This window comes from Roseateles oligotrophus (assembly GCF_025717515.1).
Lineage (GTDB): Bacteria > Pseudomonadota > Gammaproteobacteria > Burkholderiales > Burkholderiaceae_C > Paucibacter_A > Paucibacter_A oligotrophus.
The window spans coordinates 173,244-197,197 of sequence record NZ_JAJIRN010000002.1 but is presented as its reverse complement, the minus strand read 5'-3'; the positions used below and the strand labels follow the sequence as shown (position 1 = coordinate 197,197).

General features: G+C 61.2%; 18 protein-coding genes. 11 read left to right on the top strand and 7 right to left on the bottom strand.

What is annotated here, in order from left to right:
- Positions 1-98: 98 nt before the first annotated feature.
- Genes LNV07_RS04135 through pelA form a run of 5 tightly spaced genes read left to right on the top strand, consistent with a single transcriptional unit; the run spans position 99 to position 5,752 of the window.
- The gene (locus tag LNV07_RS04135) at positions 99-1,073 is read left to right on the top strand and encodes a sugar kinase (RefSeq protein WP_263569913.1); all 975 of its coding nucleotides are present in this window, start codon (positions 99-101) and stop codon (positions 1,071-1,073) included.
- Complete coding sequence (locus LNV07_RS04130; protein WP_263569912.1) at positions 1,070-2,548, top strand: pectate lyase family protein; 1,479 nt, start codon at positions 1,070-1,072, stop codon at positions 2,546-2,548. The genes LNV07_RS04135 and LNV07_RS04130 overlap by 4 nt, the downstream gene beginning before the upstream one ends.
- Positions 2,545-3,414, top strand: coding sequence for a fumarylacetoacetate hydrolase family protein (locus LNV07_RS04125; protein WP_263569911.1), 870 nt, complete (start codon positions 2,545-2,547; stop codon positions 3,412-3,414). The genes LNV07_RS04130 and LNV07_RS04125 overlap by 4 nt, the downstream gene beginning before the upstream one ends.
- Positions 3,407-4,315: a hypothetical protein gene (locus LNV07_RS04120; protein WP_263569910.1), complete on the top strand. Its 909-nt coding sequence runs from the start codon at positions 3,407-3,409 to the stop codon at positions 4,313-4,315. The genes LNV07_RS04125 and LNV07_RS04120 overlap by 8 nt, the downstream gene beginning before the upstream one ends.
- Positions 4,316-4,360: 45 nt before the next feature.
- Positions 4,361-5,752, top strand: a complete 1,392-nt coding sequence (gene pelA, locus LNV07_RS04115) for a pectate lyase (protein ID WP_263569909.1) — start codon at positions 4,361-4,363, stop codon at positions 5,750-5,752.
- On the opposite strand, the gene LNV07_RS04110 is transcribed toward pelA, so the two are convergent.
- From LNV07_RS04110 to LNV07_RS25430, 3 genes are all read right to left on the bottom strand, one after another.
- Positions 5,657-6,169 (bottom strand): YgjV family protein, encoded by a 513-nt coding sequence (locus LNV07_RS04110; RefSeq protein ID WP_263569908.1) that lies wholly within the window; start codon positions 6,167-6,169, stop codon positions 5,657-5,659. The two genes, pelA and LNV07_RS04110, sit on opposite strands and share 96 nt — an antisense overlap.
- Positions 6,170-6,288: 119 nt before the next feature.
- Positions 6,289-8,970 (bottom strand): sensor histidine kinase, encoded by a 2,682-nt coding sequence (locus LNV07_RS04105; RefSeq protein WP_263569907.1) that lies wholly within the window; start codon positions 8,968-8,970, stop codon positions 6,289-6,291.
- A gap of 174 nt (positions 8,971-9,144) precedes the next feature.
- The gene (locus LNV07_RS25430) at positions 9,145-10,704 is read right to left on the bottom strand and encodes a methyl-accepting chemotaxis protein (RefSeq protein ID WP_318013676.1); all 1,560 of its coding nucleotides are present in this window, start codon (positions 10,702-10,704) and stop codon (positions 9,145-9,147) included.
- A 173-nt stretch (positions 10,705-10,877) separates the two neighbouring features.
- Here LNV07_RS25430 and LNV07_RS04090 point away from each other — a divergent pair, with 173 nt between their 5' ends.
- A complete protein-coding gene (locus LNV07_RS04090) occupies positions 10,878-12,137 on the top strand; it encodes a dienelactone hydrolase family protein (RefSeq protein WP_263569906.1) in 1,260 nt (419 codons plus the stop codon).
- A 32-nt stretch (positions 12,138-12,169) separates the two neighbouring features.
- Here LNV07_RS04090 and LNV07_RS04085 read toward each other — a convergent pair whose 3' ends face one another.
- From LNV07_RS04085 to LNV07_RS04070, 4 genes are all read right to left on the bottom strand, one after another.
- Entirely contained in the window at positions 12,170-14,242 is a 2,073-nt protein-coding gene (locus LNV07_RS04085; protein ID WP_263569905.1) for a S9 family peptidase, read from the bottom strand.
- Between the two features lie 52 nt (positions 14,243-14,294).
- Positions 14,295-15,164: a rhamnogalacturonan acetylesterase gene (locus tag LNV07_RS04080; RefSeq protein WP_263569904.1), complete on the bottom strand. Its 870-nt coding sequence runs from the start codon at positions 15,162-15,164 to the stop codon at positions 14,295-14,297.
- A 118-nt stretch (positions 15,165-15,282) separates the two neighbouring features.
- Entirely contained in the window at positions 15,283-18,273 is a 2,991-nt protein-coding gene (locus LNV07_RS04075; protein ID WP_263569903.1) for a TonB-dependent receptor, read from the bottom strand.
- A 188-nt stretch (positions 18,274-18,461) separates the two neighbouring features.
- On the bottom strand, positions 18,462-18,794 hold the full coding sequence (locus LNV07_RS04070) for a cupin domain-containing protein (protein ID WP_263569902.1): 333 nt from the start codon (positions 18,792-18,794) through the stop codon (positions 18,462-18,464).
- A 254-nt stretch (positions 18,795-19,048) separates the two neighbouring features.
- Between LNV07_RS04070 and kduI the strand changes: the two genes are divergently transcribed.
- The 5 genes from kduI (at position 19,049) to LNV07_RS04045 (ending at position 23,948) form a co-directional block, all read left to right on the top strand.
- Positions 19,049-19,885 carry a 5-dehydro-4-deoxy-D-glucuronate isomerase gene (kduI, locus tag LNV07_RS04065; RefSeq protein ID WP_263569901.1) on the top strand — a complete coding sequence of 279 codons (837 nt, stop codon included), beginning with the start codon at positions 19,049-19,051 and terminating at the stop codon, positions 19,883-19,885.
- Between the two features lie 178 nt (positions 19,886-20,063).
- Positions 20,064-20,825: a 2-dehydro-3-deoxy-D-gluconate 5-dehydrogenase KduD gene (gene kduD / locus LNV07_RS04060; RefSeq protein WP_273601084.1), complete on the top strand. Its 762-nt coding sequence runs from the start codon at positions 20,064-20,066 to the stop codon at positions 20,823-20,825.
- 215 nt (positions 20,826-21,040) lie between these two features.
- A complete protein-coding gene (locus LNV07_RS04055) occupies positions 21,041-21,928 on the top strand; it encodes a carbohydrate ABC transporter permease (RefSeq protein ID WP_263569900.1) in 888 nt (295 codons plus the stop codon).
- Positions 21,925-22,797, top strand: a complete 873-nt coding sequence (locus LNV07_RS04050) for a carbohydrate ABC transporter permease (protein ID WP_263569899.1) — start codon at positions 21,925-21,927, stop codon at positions 22,795-22,797. Before LNV07_RS04055 ends, LNV07_RS04050 begins: the two co-directional genes overlap by 4 nt.
- Before the next feature lie 14 nt (positions 22,798-22,811).
- A complete protein-coding gene (locus LNV07_RS04045) occupies positions 22,812-23,948 on the top strand; it encodes an ABC transporter ATP-binding protein (RefSeq protein WP_263569898.1) in 1,137 nt (378 codons plus the stop codon).
- Positions 23,949-23,954: the final 6 nt, after the last annotated feature.

The following is a 23,954-nucleotide window of genomic DNA, read 5'->3' as shown; positions in this document are numbered from 1 at the left end:
AGCAAGCCTGCCTCGCCGTATCAGGGTGTTTGCTGTTCCAAATATTTATTTGATCGATATAAAATAAAGAAACGCTGTTTCAAAATATAAAATATCCGATGAAAACAAGTAGAACGATGCAGGTGGCCCTGGTGGGGGAATGCATGCTGGAGTTGCAAGGCCAGGCCTTTGGCGCGATGCAGCAGAGCTACGGCGGAGACACCCTCAACACGGCGGTTTACCTGGCGCGCTGCGGCGCCGCAGCCGGTGTTCGCAGCCATTACGCCACGGCTTTGGGCGACGACAGCCTGAGCAGCGGCATGCTGGAGCGCTGGGCCGCGGCCGGCATCGAGACCGATTTGGTGCGGCGCATTCACGGCCGCATGCCGGGGCTCTACATGATCGAAGTCGATGCGCAGGGCGAGCGCCGCTTCAACTATTGGCGCGACACGAGTGCCGCCAAAGCCCTGTTCGATGATGGCATCACGGCGCTGGAGCAAGGCCTGTATCGCTGGGACGCGCTCTATCTGAGCGGCATCAGCCTGGCGATATTGCCGCCCGGCGGGCGCCAACGGCTGTTGATGTTGATGCAAGCGATGCGTGAGCGCGGCGCCATGGTCGTGTTCGACAACAACTACCGGCCGCGCCTGTGGCAGGGTGTGGCCGAAGCGCAAGCCGCTTTCTTGCAGGCGTTTGAGCTGGCCAGCATCGCCTTGGTGACGGCGGACGATCATCAAACGCTGTTCGGCCTGCCCACCCTGGAGGCGGGCGTGGCCGCCGCGCAAGCGCTGGCGCCGCCCGAGCTGGTGATCAAGCGCGGCAAGGCCGCGACCTTGGTGCGTGCGCCGGACGCGATCGAGCTGGGCTGGCAGGAAGCGACCACCGAGCATGTGCCCAAGGTGGTGGACACCACGGCCGCCGGCGACTCCTTTGCGGCCGGCTATCTGAGCCGCCGCCTTGTGGGCGCTTCGGCCTTGGAGGCGGCCCGCTTCGGCAATCGCCTGGCGGCACGGGTGATACAGCACCGCGGCGCCTTGATCGCGCCCGAGTTGATGGCCGATCTGTTGGCTGAACAGCAGGCGGCTGCGCAATGAAGAACAGCACCTACCGGAATCGGCCAGCCAAAGAACACCCAATCAGCAAACTGATCAGCCTCGCCGTTGGTATTGGCCTTGGTGCCGCCGTGTTGATGACGGTTGCTTCGCCGCCATTGAGTGAGCCTGCCAGCAAGCCTGCTTCCGCAGGTCAGACCTTGGCGTTGCCCGCAGCCGATTCAGCGCAGGGAGCCTTGCGCGTCTTGGCGCAGCTCAACCCCGCCAGTTACGACATCCTCGGCTGGGCCGCAGGCACGGTGGGCGGGCAGGGCGGCCGCATCATCCGAGTGAGCAATTTGAACGAATCGGGGCCAGGCTCCTACCGGGAGGCGGTCGAGGCCGAGGGGCCGCGCATCGTTGTCTTCGAGGTTGGCGGCGTGATTGATATGGGCGGCAAGAACATCACCATTCGCCACCCCTATTTGACCGTGGCCGGCCAGACCGCGCCCAAGCCCGGCATCACCCTGATCAAGTCGGAAACCAATATAGCCACCCATCAGGTGATCATCCAGCACTTGATGTTCAGGCCGGGTGAGTTCGGCCGGCCCAAAATGGGCGGCGGCGATCAGGACGGCATCTCCACCACCGGCGCTGCCCACCACATCATCGTCGACCATTGCAGCCTGTCCTGGGCGACCGATGAGAATCTGTCGGTCGGCGGCCCGCGCTTTGACGGCGCCAACCCCGACGAATGGCGGCGCAATACCTCGCATGCGATCACCTACAGCTACAACCTGATCTATGAAGGCCTGGCCAATTCGGTCCACAACAAGGGCGAACATTCCAAGGGCAGCCTGATTCACGACAATGCCAATGGCATCCTGCTCTACGCCAATATCTACGCCTCGAATCAGGAGCGCAATGCCTTGTTCAAGGGCGGCGTGCGCGCGGCCATGGTCAACAACCTGATCTACAACCCCGGCGCCAAGGCGGTGCACTACAACCTGGTTGCGCATGAATGGGCAGGTCACGCGCCGCAAACCGGCAGGGTCACGCTGGTGGGCAATGTCTACCGCCAAGGGCCGGACAGCAAGCCCAACACGCCGTTGTTCGCGCTCGGCGGTGTTGGCGATGTGGAATTGTTTTTGCAGGACAACCTGGCGGTTGACGATGTCGGCAAGGCACTCGCGCAGACCGGCGTCTACACGGCCAGTCAGGCCCGAATCCGCCCGGCCAGCAAGCCCTATCTGCCGGACGACATCCAGGTTTACCCGGTGCAAAAACTTGAGCGCGAGCTGCCACTGGCGGCAGGCGCGCGGCCCTGGGACCGTGACCCCATCGACTTCAAGCTGCTTTCCGACGTGGCCGAGAGTCGCGGCAAGATCATCGATTCGGAAGTGGAGAATGCCAGTGGCTATCCGCGCTTCGCCCCCACCAGCAAGGCCTTCAATCCGGCCGAATGGCATCTGAAAGACATGAGTCCAAAGGCGGGCTGGGCCATGCTCTGGCCTCGCAATTTGGAGGGCGTGAAATGAAGCTTTTACGCTGGGGTCCAACCGGTCATGAGAAACCCGGAGTGTTGGGTTCGGACGGCCAACGCCGCGACCTGTCCATGCTGCTGAGCGATATCGGCCCGGCGCAGCTGAGCCCGCGAACCTTGGCCGCTTTGGCCCTGCTGGATGTGGACAAGCTGCCACTGGTGCCTTTGTCCGAACGCTACGGCACGCCTTTTGGCGGCACCGGCAAGATTGTCTGCGTTGGCCTCAACTACGCCGACCATGCGGCCGAGGCCGGGCTGGCCTTGCCGCCCGAGCCGGTCTTGTTCTTGAAGCCCAGCAGCGCGATCTGCGGGCCCTATGACGACGTGATCATTCCGCGCGGCTCGCGCAAGACCGATTGGGAGATCGAGCTGGGTGTGGTGATAGGCAGTACCGCCCGCGACGTCACCGAAAAGCAGGCGCTGGCCCATGTGGCCGGCTACACCATCGTCAACGACATTTCTGAGCGTGAATTTCAGCTCGAGCGCAGCGGCCAATGGGACAAGGGCAAGGGCTGCGATACCTTTGCGCCGATTGGCCCCTGGTTGGTGACAGCCGATGAAATCGCCGATCCGCAAGACCTGACCCTGTGGTTGGAGGTCAATGGCCAGCGGGTACAAAACAGTTCGACCCGGCAATTGGCGTTCGGCATCGCCGCCCTGGTCAGCTATATCAGTCGCTTCATGACCTTGCAGCCCGGTGATGTGATCAGCACGGGCACCCCCCCCGGGGTCGGTCTGGGCCAGAAGCCCGAGCCCTGGTACCTCAAGGTCGGCGACCGCATGAGTCTGGGCATTCAGGGCCTGGGCCTGCAGGAGCAGCGCTGCGTGGCGGCCAGCGATCCGCTGATGCCGCATGTCTGAGAGGCGGGGCCTTGATTTGTTTGTGATTGCCGGCAGGTGGCTCCGTTCGTCGCTGCTGATGCTGGTGCTGGCAACCTTGAGCCCAGTCCATGCGGACGATCTGGTGGTCAGCTATCGTTCGCCAGAGAGCGATAACGATCGACGGCTCGACTACACGACCGACTTGTTGCGCTTGGCGCTCGACAAGACGGTGGCCAGCCATGGCGGCTACCGCTTCGAACACCAGGACCGTATGAACAAGGTGCGCAATATCCGGGTCGCCAAGAGCAATGTGCACCCCAACTTCTTTGCGGTCTTGTCCTTTGATGAGGCCTTTGGTAAGGACGGCCTCGACTATGTGCGCTTCCCTTTGCATCTGGGCGTTGTCGGCTACCGCGTCTGTTTTACCGCGCCGGCCGCGCGCGCGGCAGTGGCCAAGATTGACAACGTGGTTGAGCTCAAGAAATTCAGCATCGGCCAGGGAGCGGGTTGGCAAGACGTGAATGTGCTGCGCAGCAATGGCTTCGAAGTTGCAGAGGTGCCTTCCTATGAAAGCCTGTTCGCCATGCTCAACAAAGACAGGTTCGATTTGCTGTGCCGCGGCATCAATGATGTGGCGGGAGAAATGCAAGCCCATCCCGAGCTGGTGCTGGACCACAGCTTCATGCTGAGCTATGCGATGCCACAGTTTTTCTATACCCACAAAGACAATCAGTCAGCCCGTCAGCGTGTGGAGTTAGGGCTCAAACGGGCCTATGCCGATGGTTCGCTGTTGAGCTTGTTCAAGCTGCATTTCCGCCAGAGCATTGAAGCGGCTGAGCCGCGCAAGCGCCGGGTGTTCAAACTGAGTAATTCAGCGGTGACCGGCATTGACTTTGATTTCAAGAAGTATGACCTCGATTTGAATGACGTTTCGCATTAGGCGATGCGTTGCAGTCACCCCAAAGGAAAGTGAACAGCAGTGATCGTGAAATTTCCTCCATCCCGTTTGCGCTGGGCTGCAGCGCTGTTGCTGGGCCTCGCGTCCACTGTTCAATCCGCCGTGATTGGCGTCAACGCCCCGGTCGTGCCGCTGACGCCCGAACGTCTGGGCGAGCTCGAATCGGCCGATCTGCGGCGGGCTTGGGGCCAATATCTGGAACACTCAGCCCAGCAACGCGCCGCCGACAAGGCCGCGTTGGCGGCCGAGCGTGCGGGCAAAGTAGCCTCGCCAGCCGGCCCCGATGGGGGCAATAGCGAAAAGAGCATGCCGCTGAATCAGCCGGTGGCTTGGTACGGCTCGGCCCAGGCCTTGCTCGTGGCCAACAATATCGTCAGCTTTCAAACACCCGCCGGCGGCTGGGGCAAGAACCAGCCGCGTGATCGGCCGGTACGCCTGCAGGGTCAGGACTATGTGGCCAATAGCAATTCAAAGCACCCGGCGCAGGGCGATTTTGACCAAGCGCTGGAGCCCGACTGGAGCTATGTAGGCACCATCGACAACGATGCTACGGTGACCGAAATTCGCTTTCTTGCCAAGGTCATGGCGCAATTGCCGCCGGAGCAAGCAGCAGTCTTTCGACAAAGCTTGCTCAAGGGCCTGGACTATGTGTTCAAGGCCCAGTTCCCAAACGGCGCCTGGCCACAAGTCTGGCCCTTGCAAGGGGGTTATCACGACGCCATCACTTTGAACGACAACGCCATGGTTGCGGTGGCCGAGTTGATGGGCGTGGTGGCGCGCGGCGAGCAGGGGTTTCATGGTCTGCCCAAGCGCGTGCAAGAGCAAGCTGCGCTGGCGGAGCGCCGTGCAATCGAGAGTCTGTTGGCGACGCAAGTTAGCGCGCAGGGCCGCAAGCTGCTGTGGGCGCAGCAATACGATGCCCTGAGCTTGGCGCCGGTGTCTGCTCGCAACTATGAGCCCGCTGCCTTGAGCAGCGCAGAGAGCGCACAGGTATTGATTTACTTGATGAGCTTGCCGCAACCGTCGCCGGCCGTGGTTCAGGCCGTCGAGGCCGGCGTTGCCGCCTTGCGTGCGCTGGCCATTGAGGGCATGGTGTGGGGCAAGGTTGACGAAGCGCAGGGCCGCCGCTTGCGCCCACGCGCCGGCGCCGCTCAGCTCTGGGCACGCTACTACGACATTCAGACCTTGAAGCCGGTGTTCGGTGACCGTGACAAGAGCCTGCATGACGATGTCGACGACATCAGCCTGGAGCGCCGCAATGGCTACGCCTGGTACGGCACGGGGCCGGCCAAGGCGCTGGCGGCTTATGCCGAGTGGCTGAAGTCATGCTGTGCGCCGCTGCAGTCGCAGCAGGGTCATGATATTGGTCGCAGCGATGGTCGCCTCCAGCAAGCTGCCGCCAATCGAGCCGACAATTAAGTTGTTGGCAAGCCAGAGCAGCGTGCCCACCAGCATCAGCAAACGCATCTGCATACCTTTGAGAAAAAACAGTGCTGTCGTGCCTATGCAAGATGCGGCGATCGGCAGCAGCGATTGCCATCCGGTTTGCAGCCAGGCGCCCAGACCCAGACTGAGTGCAATGAAGAACCCTGCGACCCAAGGTGAGCGGCTGCGAATCGCCGCCACCGAGCGGCTCAGCGAAACCAGGCTGCTGGCTACCGCGGTGGGCTGGCCCAGCAGGCTGAAGTGCAGGGCGTAGCTCAAGCACTCCAAGGCCATGAAGATCTTGAAACGTCTGTCGTCGGTCTGCGCAAAGCAGGCCACGCCGAGGCCGAAGGCCGCATAACCAAAAAGCTGAGCGGTCTCGAAAGGGTTGGTGATCGGGAGTTGCGGCATCGGCGGGCATTGTGCCCGAGGGTCAGCAGATCAAGTAGCAGCAAGCCGCCTCTGTTGGGCTTAGGCATCGCACAAATGCCGGCGAAACTCAGCTTGCCGGCATTCCATTGGCCGAGCGGCTAGATCCCGCTCGAGCGCGATTCCATATACAGCGGCAGATTCAGGTCAAAGCGGCATCCAAACCCTGGCTTGCTGCTGACTTCGATGCTGCCGCCCAAGGCGCTGGTGACAAGGTTGTAGACGATGTAGAGGCCCAGGCCGCTGCCGCCCTGGCCAAACCTCGTCGTGTAGAAGGGCTCGAAAAGATGTCGCAGCGCGGCTGACTCGATGCCGCATCCGTCGTCGGCATAACTGATGGAGACGGCGGAGCCCTGGGCTTGCGCTTGAATGGTGATGCGGCCCTCGGCCTGTGCTTCAAAGCCATGCTTGATCGAGTTTGTCAGCAGATGTCCGAGGATTTGTTCCAGCGGCCCGGGGAAACTATGCAGGTGAATGCCAGGGTCGATATCGACTTGAACCTGCACCTGGCCCAGCAGGTGGCTGCTGCTCAGCATCGACAAGGTGTCATTGACCAGGTCTCGCAGGGCAAATTCACGCCGGTGTGTGCTGCTTTGATCCACCGCGATTTGCTTGAAATCGGCCACCAGCTTGGCCGCGCGCTTGGCGTTGCGCTCGATCAGCAAGCTGGCATCATGCAATTGGTCCAAGCTGGCCTGAACCTCGGCGCGGCGCAGGCGGCCGCCGAGCAGTTCTTGACCAAAAGTTTTGCTGGCGTCTGCAATCGTCGTGGCGACGGTCAGCACATTGCCAAGCGGCGTATTCAGCTCATGCGCCACGCCGGCGACCAAACTGCCCAGCGCGGCCATCTTGTCGGCCTGCAGCAGTTGTTCCATGGCTAATTCAAGCTCCTGGCTGCGCGCCTCTACGCGGGCCTCCAACTGTTGATTCAGCATGAGCAGGCTTTCTTGCGTGCGTTTGAGCGCCGTCACATCGATCACGGTTTCAATAGCCCCGACCACCTGACCCTGTTCGTCACGCAAAGGCGCCGCGCAAAAGCGCAGCCAAAGCTCGGGGCGTTCGCCCAGCGCGGGAACATAGGACTCCCCTTCCATGGCCCCAAGCACTTCATCGCTGCTGCGGAGTTGGTCACCGTAGAGTTGAGTCAGGTTTTCGACGCCCAAGCCATCCACCACCGCATCAACCAGGCAAGGCCGGGCCGTGGGGTAGATGCCGCGCCAAGCTTCTTGACTGCCAATGATGTCTTTCGCCGCGACTCCGGACAAGCGCGTCATCTGCTCATTCCAGAAGGTCACTCGGTGCTGCGCGTCGATGACAAATACCGCCACCGGCAGGTTTTGAAAGATCTGCTTGACTTGGTGCTGGAAGGCCTGCGCCTGGGTTTCCAACTGTTTGCGATCGGAAATATCGCGTACCGTGGAGATAATGCGTTCGCCCTTCGGCAATTTGAACGAGGTCAGCGACACATCGGCCCAAAAATGGCTGCCATCTCTTCGGCGCGAACGCCACTCAAAAAACTGTGGTCCTTCGGTTCTGGCCTTGTTGATTCGCTCTGTAATCATCTCCCCGGTGTAGAGATTGGCCTCGTCGCTGAGCTGCGACGCGCTGAGCAAAAGGGCTTCGGCCGGGCTATAACCATAGAGGCTGCAAAAGCGCGGATTGACATCGACGATGGCCAGGCTTTTACCGTCGCGCACCAGGATGGCGTCGCTGCTGCCGTTGAACAGCGCCAGATAATTCTGCGTGCTTTGCCGCAATGCCTGCTCCGAACGGTGGCGCAGTCGAATTCCGTTGACCAAGAGCGCGATGATGACCAACAAGCTGCCAAACAGGCTCAGCAGCCAGCCCAGATAGGGCCGCAGATCGGCCCACCAATCGGCTGGGCGATGCAGCACCACGGCATTGCTGGGCAGGGCCGCAGCGTCTATACCCCAGCGACGCAATTGCTGGTGCTCGAAAGTCGGCTCGCCCAGGCCGGCCAACATGGGCAGGTCATCCGCACGCTGATCTTGCAGAACCTGTAGGGCCAGGCGGCCCAGAACCTCCCCTTGCTGGCGCCCGGTGATCAGATAGCCACCCAATACACCCGGTCGCATGCTGACGTCACGCGTGACCGCCAATGGGGCCGCCGCCGCTGCGGCCCAGAGTTCACTGGCTTCTTCATGGCTGATGACGCGGCCCTGGGCGTCGAGATTGAAGGGCAGGGCCAGCACAAGATCTGTCTCGCTCAATGCCCGCAAATGGGCCTGCACCTCCTGTACCGACATCCGCGTCAGATGTTCGACCTGAAGACGCGGATGCAAGGCCAAGGCAGGCGCGAGGCTGGCCACTTGGGCTAGGCTGGTGCGGCTTTGGTCATGCACGATCACAACCCGTTTGGTTCTTGGCAGCAAGCGCAACATCAAGGCGAGGTTTTGGCTCTCGTCGGCGTCATCGAACACACCGCTGATATTGCCCTCAGCCTGCAGGCTCGCTCGGCGACTGCCCGAGACGCCGGAGAACAATATCGGCACAGCCGGGAAATGGCGGGACCGTAGGCGCAGCGCGAAGTCCAGCGCATCATCATCTGTGGCCAGCAGCAGGCGCGGCGGCGAGAGGCCGTACTTGGTCAGCAGCAGGTCTTCTATTTTTTCGAGATAGCCTGGCAGCGGCTGCACATTCTTGGCATCAAGAAAGTCCAGACTCAGCTTGATGGGCCGGTCATAGCGGGCCAGTTCGCTGCGCAAGCCGGCGACTTGCTCGTCGCTCCAGGCCATACCGGCGTGGTAGGACACCAGCAGCATGATTCTCGCGGCAGGCGCTGACTCGCTCGTTTGTTGGGTGGGCTGCGTGTCAGCCTTGGCCACGCCAACGAGCCAGAAAGCAAGCAACAAAACCTTCAGCATGGGCCCCAAAAAACCAGCGAACCAAGCCGCGCCAGCAAGCCTGATGGGCCGTGGTGTGCGCATGGGCAATGCTCAGCGTTTACCGCGCCTGTCCGCCAACTTGAAAAATTCCATCACCTGAACCAAGGCTCGAGCTTGGGTGCGCAAGCTGCTAGCCGCTGCGGCCATCTCTTCGACCAAGGCGGAGTTCTGTTGGGTCACTTGATCCATTTGTTGTACCGCACCGCCGATCTGCGCGACGCCCGAGCTTTGCTCGCTGCTGGCGGCGCTGATCTCGCCCATGATGTGGGTAACTTTTTGGATCGAGGCCACCACCTCGGTCATCGTCACACCTGCCCGGTCGACCAAGCTGCTGCCCAGCTCGACCCGCTCGACGCTGGTGCTGATCAAGGACTTGATCTCCTTGGCGGCCTCGGCCGAACGCCCCGCCAGGCTGCGCACCTCGGACGCCACCACCGCAAAGCCGCGCCCTTGCTCGCCGGCCCGCGCCGCCTCGACGGCGGCATTGAGCGCCAGGATATTGGTCTGGAAGGCGATGCCGTCGATCACGCTGATGATGTCGGCGATGCGCTTGGAGCTGTCGTTGATGCCCTTCATCGTCTCGACCACTTCGTTCACCACATCGCCGGCCTTGATGGCTACGCTGGACGCCGTTGCCGCCATCTGGTTGGCTTGGCGCGCGTTCTCGGCGTTTTGCTTGACGGTGGCGCTCAACTCTTCCATCGACGCCGCCGTCTGCTGGATGGCGCTGGCCTGCATCTCGGTGCGCGCACTCAAATCATGATTGCCCTGCGCAATCTCGGCGCTGGCGGTGGAGACGCCTTCGGCGTTTTCCCTGACCTCGCCGACGATATGGGCCAATTTATCTCGCATGGCCAGCAGCGCTTGCAGCATCTGCGCGGACTCGTCACTGCCCTGCGCGGCAATGCTGACGGACAGGTCGCCGTCGCTGATCGCTTGAGCCGAAGATACCGCTTGGCTGATCGGGCGCGTGATCGATCTTGTTGAAAAAAGGGCAAACAGTAGACCCAGGCCCAAGGACAAAACTGCACCCAGACCCAAGATCCATTGGCCGGCCTGCGCGACGGCATTGGTTTCGGCCTGGCTCTTGCTCAGCATCTGATCCATATGCTGATCGAGCTTGTCGAGTGCGGCCAAATAGGTAGTCGCCAAGGGTTGCAAAGTTGACTTGACCGTTTCGGCCACATCTTCACCCGCCAGTTTCTTTTTCATCAATTCGCTGCGTGGCCCGCGGTACACCTCGCGCGCCTTGCTGATTTCGGCCAGCAAGTCTTTGCCCTTGGCGTCGGTAATCAAGGGCTCCAACTGCTTTTGAGTCTCGCCTATCAGCTTGGAGGTGGTTTCCATGTCGGCTTGCAAGGCCTTGACATAAGCGGCGTCGCTGGCAAACAAGGCGGCCGAGGTGCGCACCCAGTTCAAGTTGATATTGGCCGACCAGCGCGCGGCCAAGGTGCTGCGGTCCATCTCGGTGGTGGCCAAGTCATGGGCTGCGGCCTTGAGTGTGCCGAGTCGCCAGACGCCAATGCCCGCAATCAAAGCCGTGATCAACAGCACCGCGCTAAACGCCAAACCTAAGCGGGTACCGATTTTGATATTGCTGCCAGATCCCATGTCAGTCTCCGTTCTCATCAGCGCCGTGATGACGCATTTTTTTGTGTTCGAACAATCCGCTCTTGCCACGGTTCTTCTTACCGGACGAGCCCACGGTATGCTCGCGCCAGCATAGCGCCAGACAGGCTTGATGGAGAAGGCAAATTTGGGTGGAAACATGAGGGCGGCCAAGCATGTGTAGTTTTAACGCAGGGAAGGGTCAGATCTTGCGTCTTTGGCGATCAGCGGCCCTGGCCTTGCCCTCGTTAGCCCTGCTTCAAAGCGGCCTGGCCCAGGCCAATTTTCAGAACCCTGGATTGCTCGCCCCTGAAAGCCAGTTGCCGGTTTTCCACCAACAGCTGCGCGACAGACTGGATTTCAGTCTGGGCTGGACGAAAGAGCATCACGCGAAGCCCCAGGCCTGGACCCAGGCGGGCTTGCGCAAGGCGCGTGAATTGATGTTGTTGCCAGGGCAAGACCTGACCCCGTTCTCGGCCCACGTGATTGAAGAGCAGGACCGCGGCAGCTATGTTGCCCGCAAGCTGGAGTTCAACGTCAGCGCAGATAGCCGTGTCGCGGCCTTGTTGCTGCTGCCAAAAGGCAAGGGGCCGTTTCCGGCCGTCTTGGCCTTGCATGACCACGGCGCGCGTTTTGATATCGGCAAAGAAAAACTGATCCAGCCTTGGGGCGACGAGGCCCGTGAACGCGCGGCTGCCGCATGGGCTGGCCGTTACTTTTCTGGCCGCTACCCCGGCGACGAATTGGCCAAGCGGGGCTATGTGGTCTTGGCAGTCGATGCGCTGGGTTGGAGTGACCGCTCTGGCGCGGGCTTTGAGCGTGATTCGCAACAAGCGCTGGCGGCCAATCTGTTCAATCTGGGCAGCTCCTGGGCCGCGTTGATCGCGACCGAAGATATACGGGCGGCGAAGTTTCTGGCAGAGATGCCCGAGGTTGACGCTCGCCATATTGCGGCGCTTGGTTTTTCGATGGGCGCGCAGCGGGCTTGGCAGGTGGCAGCCTTGTCCGACGCGGTGACGGCCAGCATTGCCGTCAACTGGATGGCTGGTCTGCAAGGCTTGATGGTGCCGGGCAATAACCAGCTCAAGGGTCAGTCCAGCTTCGCCATGCTGCACCCCTATTTGGCGCGTTACCTGGACTACCCCGATGTGGCCGCCTTGGCGGCGCCCAAGCCCATGCTGTTGTATGCGGGGGCACAGGATGCCTTGTTTCCGCTCGCTTCGGTGAGCCAAGCGTTCGCCAAGATGGCGCAGGTCTGGTCGGCCTATGGTGCCGTCGAGCAGTTGCAGACTTGCGTTTGGCCCGGCGGACACGAATTCACGGCACCGCAGCAGCAAGCCGCTTTTGATTGGCTGGATGGGCAATTCAGACGCCTGGAGCAGGCCCCGCAGCAAGCCTGCGGGGCGAGCACGTTCACACCTCTCAAGAACGACTAGGGCCGCCCCGAGCTTTCTTTGGCAGCCTGAATCTATGGTTTGGCCTGCGGCATCGCCCCGGGGCCCAAGACCTTCAGCAAGAAAGCATCCAGCTCTTGCAGCAGTTGCAGATGGTAGGGCTGGTGGCTCAGTTGATGGTCGCCGCGGTCTTGGCTGATGAAGCGATAGTCTTTGCCGGCGGCCTTGAGTGCGTCGGCCATCCAGACGCTGTGCTCGTAAGGGGTTTGGCGGTCCAGCGTGCCGTGCACCAGCACCACCGGGACTTCGATCTTGGCCGCTTGCAGCCTTGGTGAAGTGGCTTCAAGGCGAGCCCGGTCGGAGGCCAGGCTGCCGATCTGCCGCTCAAGCGCATGGGTGCTGATCCACACACGGTTGTTCGCGATCTCGCGCGCGTACTCGACCAGATCGGTGAGTGGCGCAAAAGCGAAGGCGCCGCGGTATTGCTGCGGGGCTTTGACCACCCCCATCAAGGCGGCATAGCCGCCATAGCTGGCGCCGACAATCGCCACGCGTTGCGGATCGACCGTACCGCGTTTGACCAGTTCCGCAACGCCGTCGCTGAGGTCATCTTGCATCTCCAGGCCCCAGCGCTTGAGGCCAGCCTCCATAAAGGCCTGACCAAAGCCGGTGGAGCCGCGGAAATTGACCTGCAAGACCGCGTATCCCCGCTCCGCCAGAAAGGCGGGCCAGGTTTCGAACTCGCTGCCGGTCGATGCTTGCGGGCCGCCATGCGGCAACACCACCAGCGGCAGCCCCTTGCTCGGCACGCCGCGCGGCAGGCTCAAGTAGGCCTGCAAAGGCAGGCCGTCGCGGGCCTTGAAGCGGATGCTGCGCTTCAAGGCCAGATGTTCTGGGTCGAGCTGCGCGTTGAGCTCGGCCAGCACCGCCAATGCGCCCTTGCTGCGCTGACCGACCATGTATTCACCGGGCTTGCCGTTGCCGAAAGAGCGCAGCAGGTAGACATCATCTTGGTCCACCAATTGCACGATGCGATTGGCGCGTTTGGGCAAGGCTTTGTCTATGCGGTCCACCAAGGCTTTGTGGTCCTCGCTCCAAAAGTAGGCGCCAGCATTCTGGCCGTTGGAGACGAAGCCCACCGCCTCACCGGTCTTGCTGGAATACAGCAGGTGGCCGTCCAAGTCTCTGCTGGCTTTTTGCTGGAACTTCAAACTCAGCGGCAATGCCGGATCGCTCAGATCCATGGTGTGGATGGCTTGGAAGCCTTCATGCATGGCAATGACATAGAGCGTCTGCGGATCAAGGCCGAAGCCCAAGGGTGTGATGCGCGCCGAATCCAGCAAGCCGAAGCTTCGAGCCAGCCGCCACGTCTTGCCTTCGGGGTCGCTCACCCAAAGCGATTGTCTGCCCTCGGTGAAACTGACGCCGACCCGCACACGATGTTGAGCATCGGTGACCCAGGTGAGGATGTCGTTCATGGAATCGCGCAGCAATTGCCGCGCGCCGGTGTCGACATTGACTTTGAAGACGGCGGGCGCGCCGCTGAATTTGGCGTTCGGCTGGCTCATCAGGATGTGATGGCCATCGTCGGCCAACCAGTCAATCACCACCGCTTGGTCGAGCGCTTGAGCGATGTCTTCTTGGCCCCGCATTCGGCTGAGATTGATCAGGCGAGAGCCATCGGCGTTGACCGCCAAGAGACGCGATTCCATGCTGTCGGCGCTGCTGAACCAGCTCACTTGGCGCGTGCTGGGGTAGCGCAAGCTGACCACCAAACGATCGGCGTTGACCCAGCGCAGCCAGTTGAACTGGTACTCCAGATTGTCGCTGGCCATCAGTTGCTTGAAGGTGCCGCCCTTGACAGGGCGGGTCACGAGCACACTGAGCTTGCCTTGGTTGAGGACGGCGGCAATTTGTTTGCCATCGGGAGATAGCTGCACATGCTGCAGCAAGGGTGCGCGCGCGAAATCTTCTATGGTCTGGGCCGGCAGCTTCTTTGCGCTCGGGCTGCTGCTTGGCTGCGAGGCCTGCACGGTCGACTGCTCGGTAGGCTCGCTGTCCTCTGCTTGTGCAAATGCAGTGCTGCTGCTCAGGAGCATGAGTGCGCCCAAAGCCAGCGCCCTGGCGAAAAGCTGGTGGGATTTCATGCGGGCTGATCTCGTCGTTGATGGTGTTGGTGGGAGGGCAAGGCTGTAGACCTCAGACAGCGGCTTTCAACCAGGTGCAGAGCGGATGGTGTTGCAGCCGCAGCGTTTGTTCGGCCAGGCCGGCCATGGCGCGTGCACCGGCTTCGCTGAAATGGGTGTTGTCTTGCTTGCCCGCCGGGTAACGTTCAAACTCACCGGGCTTGGCCCAGAGAAACAGGGGTTCGGATTGAGCCGGGCCGAGCGCGTTCAGCAGTACCGCGCTGGCACGGTGCAAGTCCAGCAAGGGCACCTCCAATTCAGCGGCGACTTCCCGCATCACGACCGGGTAGTCGGCATGCGTGTCTTTCAAACGGCCGGCGGCGTCAAACTCGCGCCGCATCAAGGAGGTCGCCAGCAAGGGCGTGGCGCCGCGTGCACGCACATCGCGCACGAACAGCCGCAGGTTGTCGCGGTAGGCGCCGTGCGCGGCGGCGTAGCGTGCCGGGTCCTCTATTTTTGCGTCGTTGTGACCGAACTGGATCAGCACAAAGTCACCCGGCTGCAGTTGCCCCAGCAGATGAGCCCAGCGGCCTTCGTCCTGAAAGTTCTTGCTGCTGCGGCCATTGACCGCGTGGTTGACGATGCGAGCCGGCTCTTTGACCCGCTCGCGAAACATTTGGCCCCAGCCGCGTTCGGGGTTAGGTGGCGCCAGCGGCTTGTCCGCCATGGTGGAGTCGCCGGCCAGATGCAGGGCAGGGTGGACGGTGGCCAGCGGCGGCGGAGCGGGTGGTGGCGATGGCGGGTTGACGAGGGGTAAATCGGCTGCAGCCCAAGCGGGCGGGCAGGCGCAAGCACCGACCGCCAAAGCCAGCGCGCAACATTGCTGCAATATCGCGCGCCGCTCGCTGGACTTGGCCAGGTCTGCGGACAAATCGTTCGACATGGGATCTCCAAAGCGTCTGCCGAGGCCTCTCTTCAGGGCCCGCAGGCGGCAAAAAAAAAAGGGTGCCAAGCTTGCACTCGCACCCCTTTTGGCTTTGCTGCGCTAAGCGACTCGACGCTTAGAACTTGTAGCGAAAGCCGATCAGGTACTCACGCCCGGTCACGTTATTGACCACCACGCTGTCGCGCTGGCTGCTGATGTATTGATCATTGGGCTGGTTGGTCAGGTTGACGCCTTCCAGGGTGATATCAAGCTTGTCATTGACCTTGTAGGAGATCGACGCATCAACGTTGAAGGTCTTGTTCTTGCCTTCGACATCGTTGTTGTTCTGCCCTGGCACGCGGGTCAGATAGGCCTCACGCGCCGAGCCCGACACCCGTGCACTGAAGGTGCCGTCGTCGTAATACAGCGTGGCGTTGTAGCTGCGCGGCGACAAGTTGATCAGATCGTCGGTGATCGTGGCCGTGCTGGTGGGGGAGACGACGTACTCGATCTGCGACTTCACATAGGTGTAGTTGAACAGCGCGCCAAAGTTCTTGCCGAAGCCGGGCAGGAAGCTGAAGGGCTGCTGGATATTGAGCTCGAAGCCGCTGAGCTTGCCGCCGTTGGTGTTGATAGGTGCTGAGACCGCGAAGACTTCCTCGCCTGTCATGCCCGCCGGCAACAAAGACATCGGCAAGCCGGTCTGGTTGTACGGCACATTGGTCTTGACGGTCTGGATATAGGTCTTGATGTTCTTCTGGAACAGACCCAGGCCGACGAAGGCGTTCTTCTCGTGGTACCACTCGAGGCTGGTGTCGAAGGTGTCGGCGCGGAAGGGCTTGAGCAGCGGGTTGCCGCCGGTATAGCTCAAGGTGCCGGTGGTGCTGAGTGTGCCGCCCGGGCTCAGGTTGGCCAACTGAGGCCTGGACATGACCTTGGCGACGGCGCCGCGCAGGATCAAGTTCTTGCTCAGGTTGGCGGCCACGTTCATCGCGGGCAGCCAGTCGTCATAGCTGTTTTCTGCGGTGACCGCGGTGCCACCGGCCGTGGCCAGATAGCCATCCGCGTTCATCTTGGTCTTCACATAGCGCACGCCGACGTTGCCGCGCAGCGGGATGCCGCCAAGATCGGTGGTGAAGTCCGCCATTGCGAAGCCACCGCTGTCGGTTTCGGTCACCGTGCGGTTGTTGCCGCGCGCGTTGCTGTTGGTGATGGATGTCAGCGTGTAGTCACCGGGGCCGCCGGCCGCGCCGGTTTTCAGGCAGTTGCAATAGATATCGTAGGCGCTGCTGATGGCGTTCAGGTCGGGCAGCACCCAGCTGGTGACGGTGCCGGCGGGCAGGTTTTGGCCTTTGCCGAAACCGCTCAAGCTGGTGACCAGATTGCCTAGCGGCACGGAGGCAGGCGGCGTGTTCATGGTTTCGACCGTGCGGCGTGCCTCATAGGTCTCGAACTTGAACTTCTTGTAGTCGCCGCCGACTTTCAGCGTCAGCTTGTCATTGAGCTCCCAGGCCAGATCCAAATGCGCCAGGTCATTGGTATTGGTGGTGCCGTTCGGGCGGATACGCACTTCGCTGGGGGTGAAGTTGCTGATGCTGGCCGAGCCGACCGGCACACCGATGACCTTCAAGGCCCCATTCGGATCGGACGGGTTGAGCGAGCCGTAGTTCAGGACGGGCAGGCGGTCGCTATTGCGGAAGTCCATCTCATAACCCTGCACATTGGCGGCATCCAAGGTGGTGGTGGTCTGGATCGGGTTCCTGAACTTGGAGGTGGCACGGCCGAACTTGGCGTTGAGCTTCAAGGTATCGGTCAGGTCCTGCTCCAGCGTCAAAGTGGGCTGGGTGAAGGTGGTGGACAGCTGATCGAAACGCGACTCCGAGCGGATATCGACGCCGTTGTACTTGCCGTAGAGCAGGGCGCCGTTGGGTGCATATTCGGTCGCCAGCACGCTGGTCTGAGGCTTACCGCCCTGCGACAAGGAGCGGCTGAAGGAGATTGCTTCGAGGAAGTCTTCCTTGCGGGTTGCGTCGAGCTTGGAGTAGAGCATGTCGACGGTGACCAAAGTGCCTTCGGCCGGCTTGATCTGGAAGGAGCCGGTCAGGCCCAGGCGTTCTTGGTCGTGGGTCAGACGGCCATAGCGCGGCAGGCGGGGGTGGAAGTTCTCGGCTTTGCTGGCCTCCTGGTAGGCGGCTTGGTTGGCGGGGGTATTGGCCAGCCGAGGCACACCGTTGGCGGCCGGGCCGCAGGTCGTCGCGGTAGAGCCCGTAGGCAGCGTGGTGCCAGCGGCGAGGGTTGCGCCTTGCGGCGGGCACCAGCCGCCTGAGGAGATGCCGTTGTCCCAGCGCACGGTGCTGAAGCCTTCTTCCAAGACCTCGCGTTTGGAATAAGCGCCCGAGAACAGAACACCAATTTTCTTGTCGGCGAAGGTGTTCGACAGCAGGAAGGAGGCCTTGGGCGTGGTTTTGCCGGACAGGTCGTTGTACATGCCCTTGATCGACATGGCACCGGTGAAACCTGCTTTGAGGTCCAGGGGGCGGGTCGTTTGCAGGTCAACCGTGGCGCCCAGCGATCCTTCGTCGATATCGGCGGAGCTGCTCTTGCGTACGGTCAGCGAACTGAACAGGTCGGCCGCAAAGACGTTGAAGTCAAAGCCGCGTGAACGGTTGGCGCCGCCCGAGCTGTCGGTGCCGCCGGTGGTGGCCAGCGCCTCGATGCCATTGATGCGCACGCGGGTGAAGTCTTGCCCCAAACCGCGTACGGTGATGGAGCGGCCTTCACCGGCGTCACGGTCGATCACCACGCCGGGAACGCGTTGCAGCGACTCGGCCAAATTGGTGTCTGGGAACTTGCCCATGTCCTCGGCCTTGATGACGTCAACGATGCTGTTTTCGTCGCGCTTGGCGCGCAAGGCCGTCTCCAAGGAGGCGCGAAAGCCGGTCACCGAGATGGTGTCAAGCGATTCGGGCTTTCTGGCCTCGGCGGCGGGCGCTGGCTTGGGCGCTTCTTGCGCTTGAGCGCTGCCGATCGCGCTCAAAACCGCCATCGAAATGACCGACATGACGAGGGCATTGGGACGGAATTTGTTGCGGTGCTTGCTAACGTTTTTGTCGAGCTGAGCTTGCATGGTTTGTCTCCTGCTGTTGTTCAAAGAGTGCGCCGCAGGCAGAGGCGGCGCACAAAGCTGGGGTGCCCGTTTTGACGTGTCTTTGCACGCTTGTAGACCGGTGGTACGGAGCGAGGCAGCGCGCGCAGGGCGCTGTGAATACTTCATTCGGCCTCAGCACTGCAGTGCGCCGGACCGGGGGAGGCTGCTTAGAGGTAATCCTCGCGGCGGGGAGAAAACTGATCCAAGAGGGTGCTGTTGGCGGCAAGCGCGACCACGCCGTGAGTTGTCAATCGCGGGGCGATGAAGGCGTCGCCGACTCGCAAGATTTTTTTGACCCCGCCGACCTCGGCCTCAAACTCGCCGCTGATCACAAAGGCAATTTGGTCATGTTCGTCATGCGCATGCACGGTGCCGACGGCGCCCAGATCAAACTGCACCAGCACCGACATCAACTCGGGCGTGTGGCCGACGATCTTGCGGCGTATGCCGTCGCCCAACTCGGTCCAGGGCGTGGCGGCATTGTCAAAGTAGGCGTTCATCGGTTCGGGGCTCCTGCGGTCATTGCGTTTGTCTTGTCCACTGCCTTTTGTTGCCAATTTGGCAGGACTTGAGGCTGCGATTGGGTTTACTATACCGCTTGTGGAAAAAAATGAAACACTGGTTCACTAAATAGAAACCATTATTCCGGGAAAGCACTAACATGAGTTACGCTTGCACCCAGCAAGACCAAAATCACAAGTTAAAGCGCCAATTCAGGGCGCTTTAGAACCCAGCCGAGCAGAAGGAATACACCATGCAAGTCCGTCAACCCGTTCACAGCGAACATGCCCGCAGCCTCGATACCGAAGGCTTGCGCCGCCATTTTCTGGTGGAGGATATGTTCAAGGCCGATGAGGCCACGCTGACCTATAGCCAGATCGACCGCATCATCGTTGGCGGCATCATGCCGGTCAGCAAGCCGGTGACTTTCGCTGCCGAGTTGGGCAAGTACACAGGGACTGACTTTTTCCTGCAGCGCCGCGAACTGGGGCTGATCAATATCGGCGGAGCGGCGCGCGTCACCGTGGATGAGCAGGTCTTCGAGGTCGGTGCGCGCGAAGCGCTTTATGTAGGTCAAGGCGCCAAGGTCTTGGCTTTCGAGAGCGTCGACGCGGCCGCGCCGGCCAAGCTCTACTTCAACTGCGCACCGGCGCATACCGCTTACCCACACCGCAAGGTCACTTTGGCCGAGGCTTCGCCAGAAACCTTGGGCGCGCCCGAGACCAGCAACCGCCGCACCATCTACAAATTCCTGGTGCCCGATGTGCTGCCGACCTGCCAATTGCTGATGGGCATGACGCAGTTGGAGCCGGGCAGCTTGTGGAACACCATGCCTTGCCACCAGCATGACCGCCGCATGGAGGTGTATTTCTATTTCGATATGAACGAGAACGCCGCCGTCTTCCACATGATGGGCGAGCCGACGCAGACCCGCCATCTGGTGGTGCGCAATGAGCAGGCGGTGATCAGCCCGAGCTGGTCCATCCACTCCGGCGTGGGCACCCAGGCCTACACCTTTATCTGGGGCATGGTGGGCGAGAACCAGGTCTTCAAGGACATGGATCATGTGCCCATGACCGCTTTGCGTTGAAAGGCCGCGATCTTTTTACTGCGCGGCCGCCAGGCGTCGTTGGACGAATGCTCGGAATCCTCACGTACAGGACGTACGTTCCGGTTCCTGTGCTTCGCCCGCCTAGCCTGACGACCGCTCGCTACAAAAGCTCGCACCCTTTTGGAGCTTTGAATAAGAACACCGAAAGCAAACCATCATGATTCTCGAAAACTTCCAACTCAACGGTCAGGTCGCCATCGTCACCGGCTGCAATACCGGCTTGGGGCAGGGCATGGCCCTGGCCTTGGCGCAGGCCGGCGCCGACGTGGTCGGCATCAATGTCACCGAGCCGACCGAGACACGCCAGCAGGTCGAGGCCACCGGCCGGCGGTTTCTGGACTTGCGCGCCAATCTGTCCGACATCAGTTGCATCGACGGGTTGATCAAAGAGGCGTTGACCTTGACCGGCAAGATCGACATTCTGGTCAATAACGCCGGCATCATCCGCCGCGAAGACGCGATCAAATTCAGCGAAAAGGATTGGGACGATGTCATCGACCTGAACCTGAAGACGGTGTTCTTCTTCTCGCAGGCTGCGGCCAAGCAATTCATCGCGCAGGGCAATGGCGGCAAGATCATCAATGTGGCCTCGATGCTGTCTTATCAAGGCGGCGTGCGGGTGCCGTCTTACACGGCCTCCAAGAGCGCCGTGATGGGTATTACCCGCGCTATGGCCAATGAATGGGCCTCGCATGGCATCAATGTGAACGGCATCGCGCCGGGCTATATGGCGACCAACAATACCGCGGCGCTGCGCGCGGACGAGGGCCGCAGTGCCTCTATCCTTGAGCGCATACCGGCCGGCCGTTGGGGTTCGCCGGAAGACTTGGCCGGCCCGGTGGTGTTCCTGTCGTCCAAGGCGTCCGACTATGTCAATGGCTACACGGTCGCCGTGGACGGCGGGTGGCTGGCGAGATAGCCCACCCCCGTAGGCGCTGCGCGCCACCCCCTCAAGGGGGCCGAGCCCGGACACAAACAGTCCTGTGGACTGTTTGAGCCTGGCGAGGGCCAAGGCCTCTGGCCTTGGCGGAACTCAGAGGCCCGGCGAAGCCGGTTCCTCGGGCTCTGCTTGAGGGGTCGAACCCTGCTGCTGCGCAGCGGGGTCTCCAGAAAATACCGACGGAGACTCGGTGTATGTATGAAAACAAAAAACTAGGCTTTCTGTTCGTGCTGCCCTTTGTGTTGGGTGTGCTGGGCTTCAAGCTGTTCCCCTTCGTGATGAGCTTCGCGCTCGGCTTCACGCAATACGACCTGATGGACCCGCCCGTGTTCGTCGGCCTCGACAACTACCGCGAGATCGCCACGGCTGACCCGCTGTTTCGAAAATCGCTGGGCGTCACGCTGCTGTTCGCCGTCTTGGCCGTGCCGCTGCGCGTTGGCTTCGCGCTCTTCATCGCCCATGTGCTGAATTACAAGCTGCGCGGCATCAATTTCTTCCGCGCCGCTTTTTACCTGCCGTCCATACTCGGCGGCTCGATCGCTACCGCCGTGCTGTGGCGCTTTATCTTCGCCAAGCAGGGCCTCGTCAATCTCATGATGATCAAGCTCGGCCTGGAGCCTATCGCCTGGTTGGCCGACGAGCACTATTCGCTCTGGACCATCGTGCTGCTGTTCACCTGGCAGTTCGGCTCGGCCATGGTGATCTTTTTGGCCGCGCTGCAAAACGTTTCGGTGTCGCTTTACGAGGCGGCCGAGATCGACGGCGCCAGCAAGCGCCAGCAGTTCTTCCGCATCACCGTGCCCTTGATCACGCCCGTTATCTTTTTCAACATGATCATGCAGATGGTGCAGGCCTTCCAGGAGTTCAATGGCCCTTACGCCATCACCGAGGGCGGGCCACTTCATTCCACTTATGTGTTGGCGCTGTACATCTATGACCAGAGCTTTCGCTACTTCAATCTCGGCTATGGCGCGGCGCTGTCCTGGGTCTTGTTCGCCCTGGTCGGTGGTTTGAGCGCGATTTCGTTCTGGAGCTCCAAATACTGGGTCTTCTATGCGGGCGAGAAGGAGAGTTCCAAATGAGCGGCGCCGCGAGTTCCGATGCCTTGACCTTGGGCCGCGACCAGGGCCGGCAATGGCTGCGCTATATGGCCTTGTTCACGGTGGCGTTGGTGATGTTGTACCCACTGGCGTGGCTGATCGGTGCTTCGTTCAAGAACAATGTCGAGATCTATAGCGAGGTCGGCTTTTGGCCCAGCCGTTTTGATTTCGGCGCTTATGCCAAGGGCTGGAAAACCAGCACCGAGTACACCTTCGCGACCTATTTCCTGAACAGCTTTCTGATCGTCATTCCGCGCATCATCGTGACGGTGATCTCCTGCGTGCTGGTGGCCTATGCCTTTGCACGCTTCGAGTTCTGGGGCAAGAAGTTTTTGTTCAGCATCATGGTCGGCACAATGATGTTGCCGCTGATAGTCTTGCGCCTGCCGCAATACCTGATGTTCCGCGAGTTTGGCTGGTTAGACAGCTACCTGCCCCTGATCTTGCCCTCGGCATTTGCCACCGATACCTTCTTTGTCTTCATGCTGGTGCAGTTTCTGCGCGGCATCCCGCGCGATATGGAAGAAGCGGCGCAGATCGATGGCTGCAACGCGCTGCAGCTGCTCTGGTACATCATCGTCCCGATGCTCAAGCCGGCCATCATTTCGGTCATCGTGTTTCAGTTCATCTGGACCATGAACGACTTCATGGGCCCGCTGATCTATTTGGCGACGGTGGAGAAATACCCTGTCTCCCTGGCCCTGAAGATGAGCATAGGCGCCACCGAGGAGGTCGAGTGGGCCAGTGTGATCGCGATCTCGGTAGTCGCGCTGATCCCATCGGTCGCGGTGTTCTTCGCCGCCCAGCGCCATTTCATTGAAGGTTCCGCCAGCAGCGGCATCAAAGGCTAAAGAGAGACAAAAACATGGCGCAGTTAAGCCTGAAGAAAATCGAGAAGGTCTACCCGAATGGCTTCAAGGCCGTGCATGGGGTCGACCTGGAAGTCCGCGACGGCGAGTTCATGGTCTTTGTCGGCCCCTCGGGCTGCGCCAAGTCCACGCTCTTGCGCATGATTGCCGGCCTAGAGACCATCACCGGCGGTGAGTTGCATATCGGCGGTAAGCTGGTCAATACCCTGGCGCCCAAGGCGCGCGGCATCGCGATGGTGTTTCAGAACTATGCGCTCTACCCGCATATGAAGGTCTACGACAACCTGGCCTTTGGTTTGAAGCTCGGCGGCGCCAAAAAGGACGAGGTCGACCGGCGCGTACGCCATGCGGCCCAGTTGCTGGAAATGGAGCATCTGCTGGACCGCTACCCCAAGCAGTTGTCGGGCGGGCAGGCGCAGCGCGTCGCGGTGGGTCGCGCCATCGTCAAGAAGCCCGAGGTGTTTTTGTTCGATGAGCCGCTGTCGAATCTGGATGCCAAGCTGCGTGCCTCGATGCGGGTGCGACTGACCGAGCTGCACCGCACGCTGCGCGAATCGGGCCAGCCCGCCACCGTCGTCTATGTCACCCATGACCAGGTCGAGGCGATGACGATGGGTGAGCGCATCTGCGTGCTCAAGGACGGCGTGATCCAGCAGGTCGACACCCCGACCGCGCTGTACGACCGGCCGGCGAATGCCTTTGTGGCCAGCTTCATCGGTTCGCCGGAAATGAATATCCATCCCGCGACGCTGCAAGCGCAAGGTAATGAGCTGGCGGTGTTGCTTGGGGGTCAAGTCTTGCCTTTGCCCGAGGTGAAAGCGCAGCGCATGCGCCTGCGCACCGGCGCTATCAAGTTCGGCCTGCGGCCCGAACATATCTCGGCCGAGGCGCGCCCGCAGGGGGACAGCTTCTCGGTGCCGGGGACTCTGCGTTTCTCCGAGCACATGGGCAGCGAGGTGTTTGTTCATTTCGACATTGGCAACGTACCCATGACGGCCCGCGTGCCGGCCGACCAACTCGGCAGCTTGGCCGGCAAGACGCGCGGCGTGGCCCATACATTTCATCTGCAACTCGGGTGCAGCCATTTGTTTGATGGCGCTGAAGACGGCAGCGGCGCCAATCTGCTGCTCTGAAGGTTG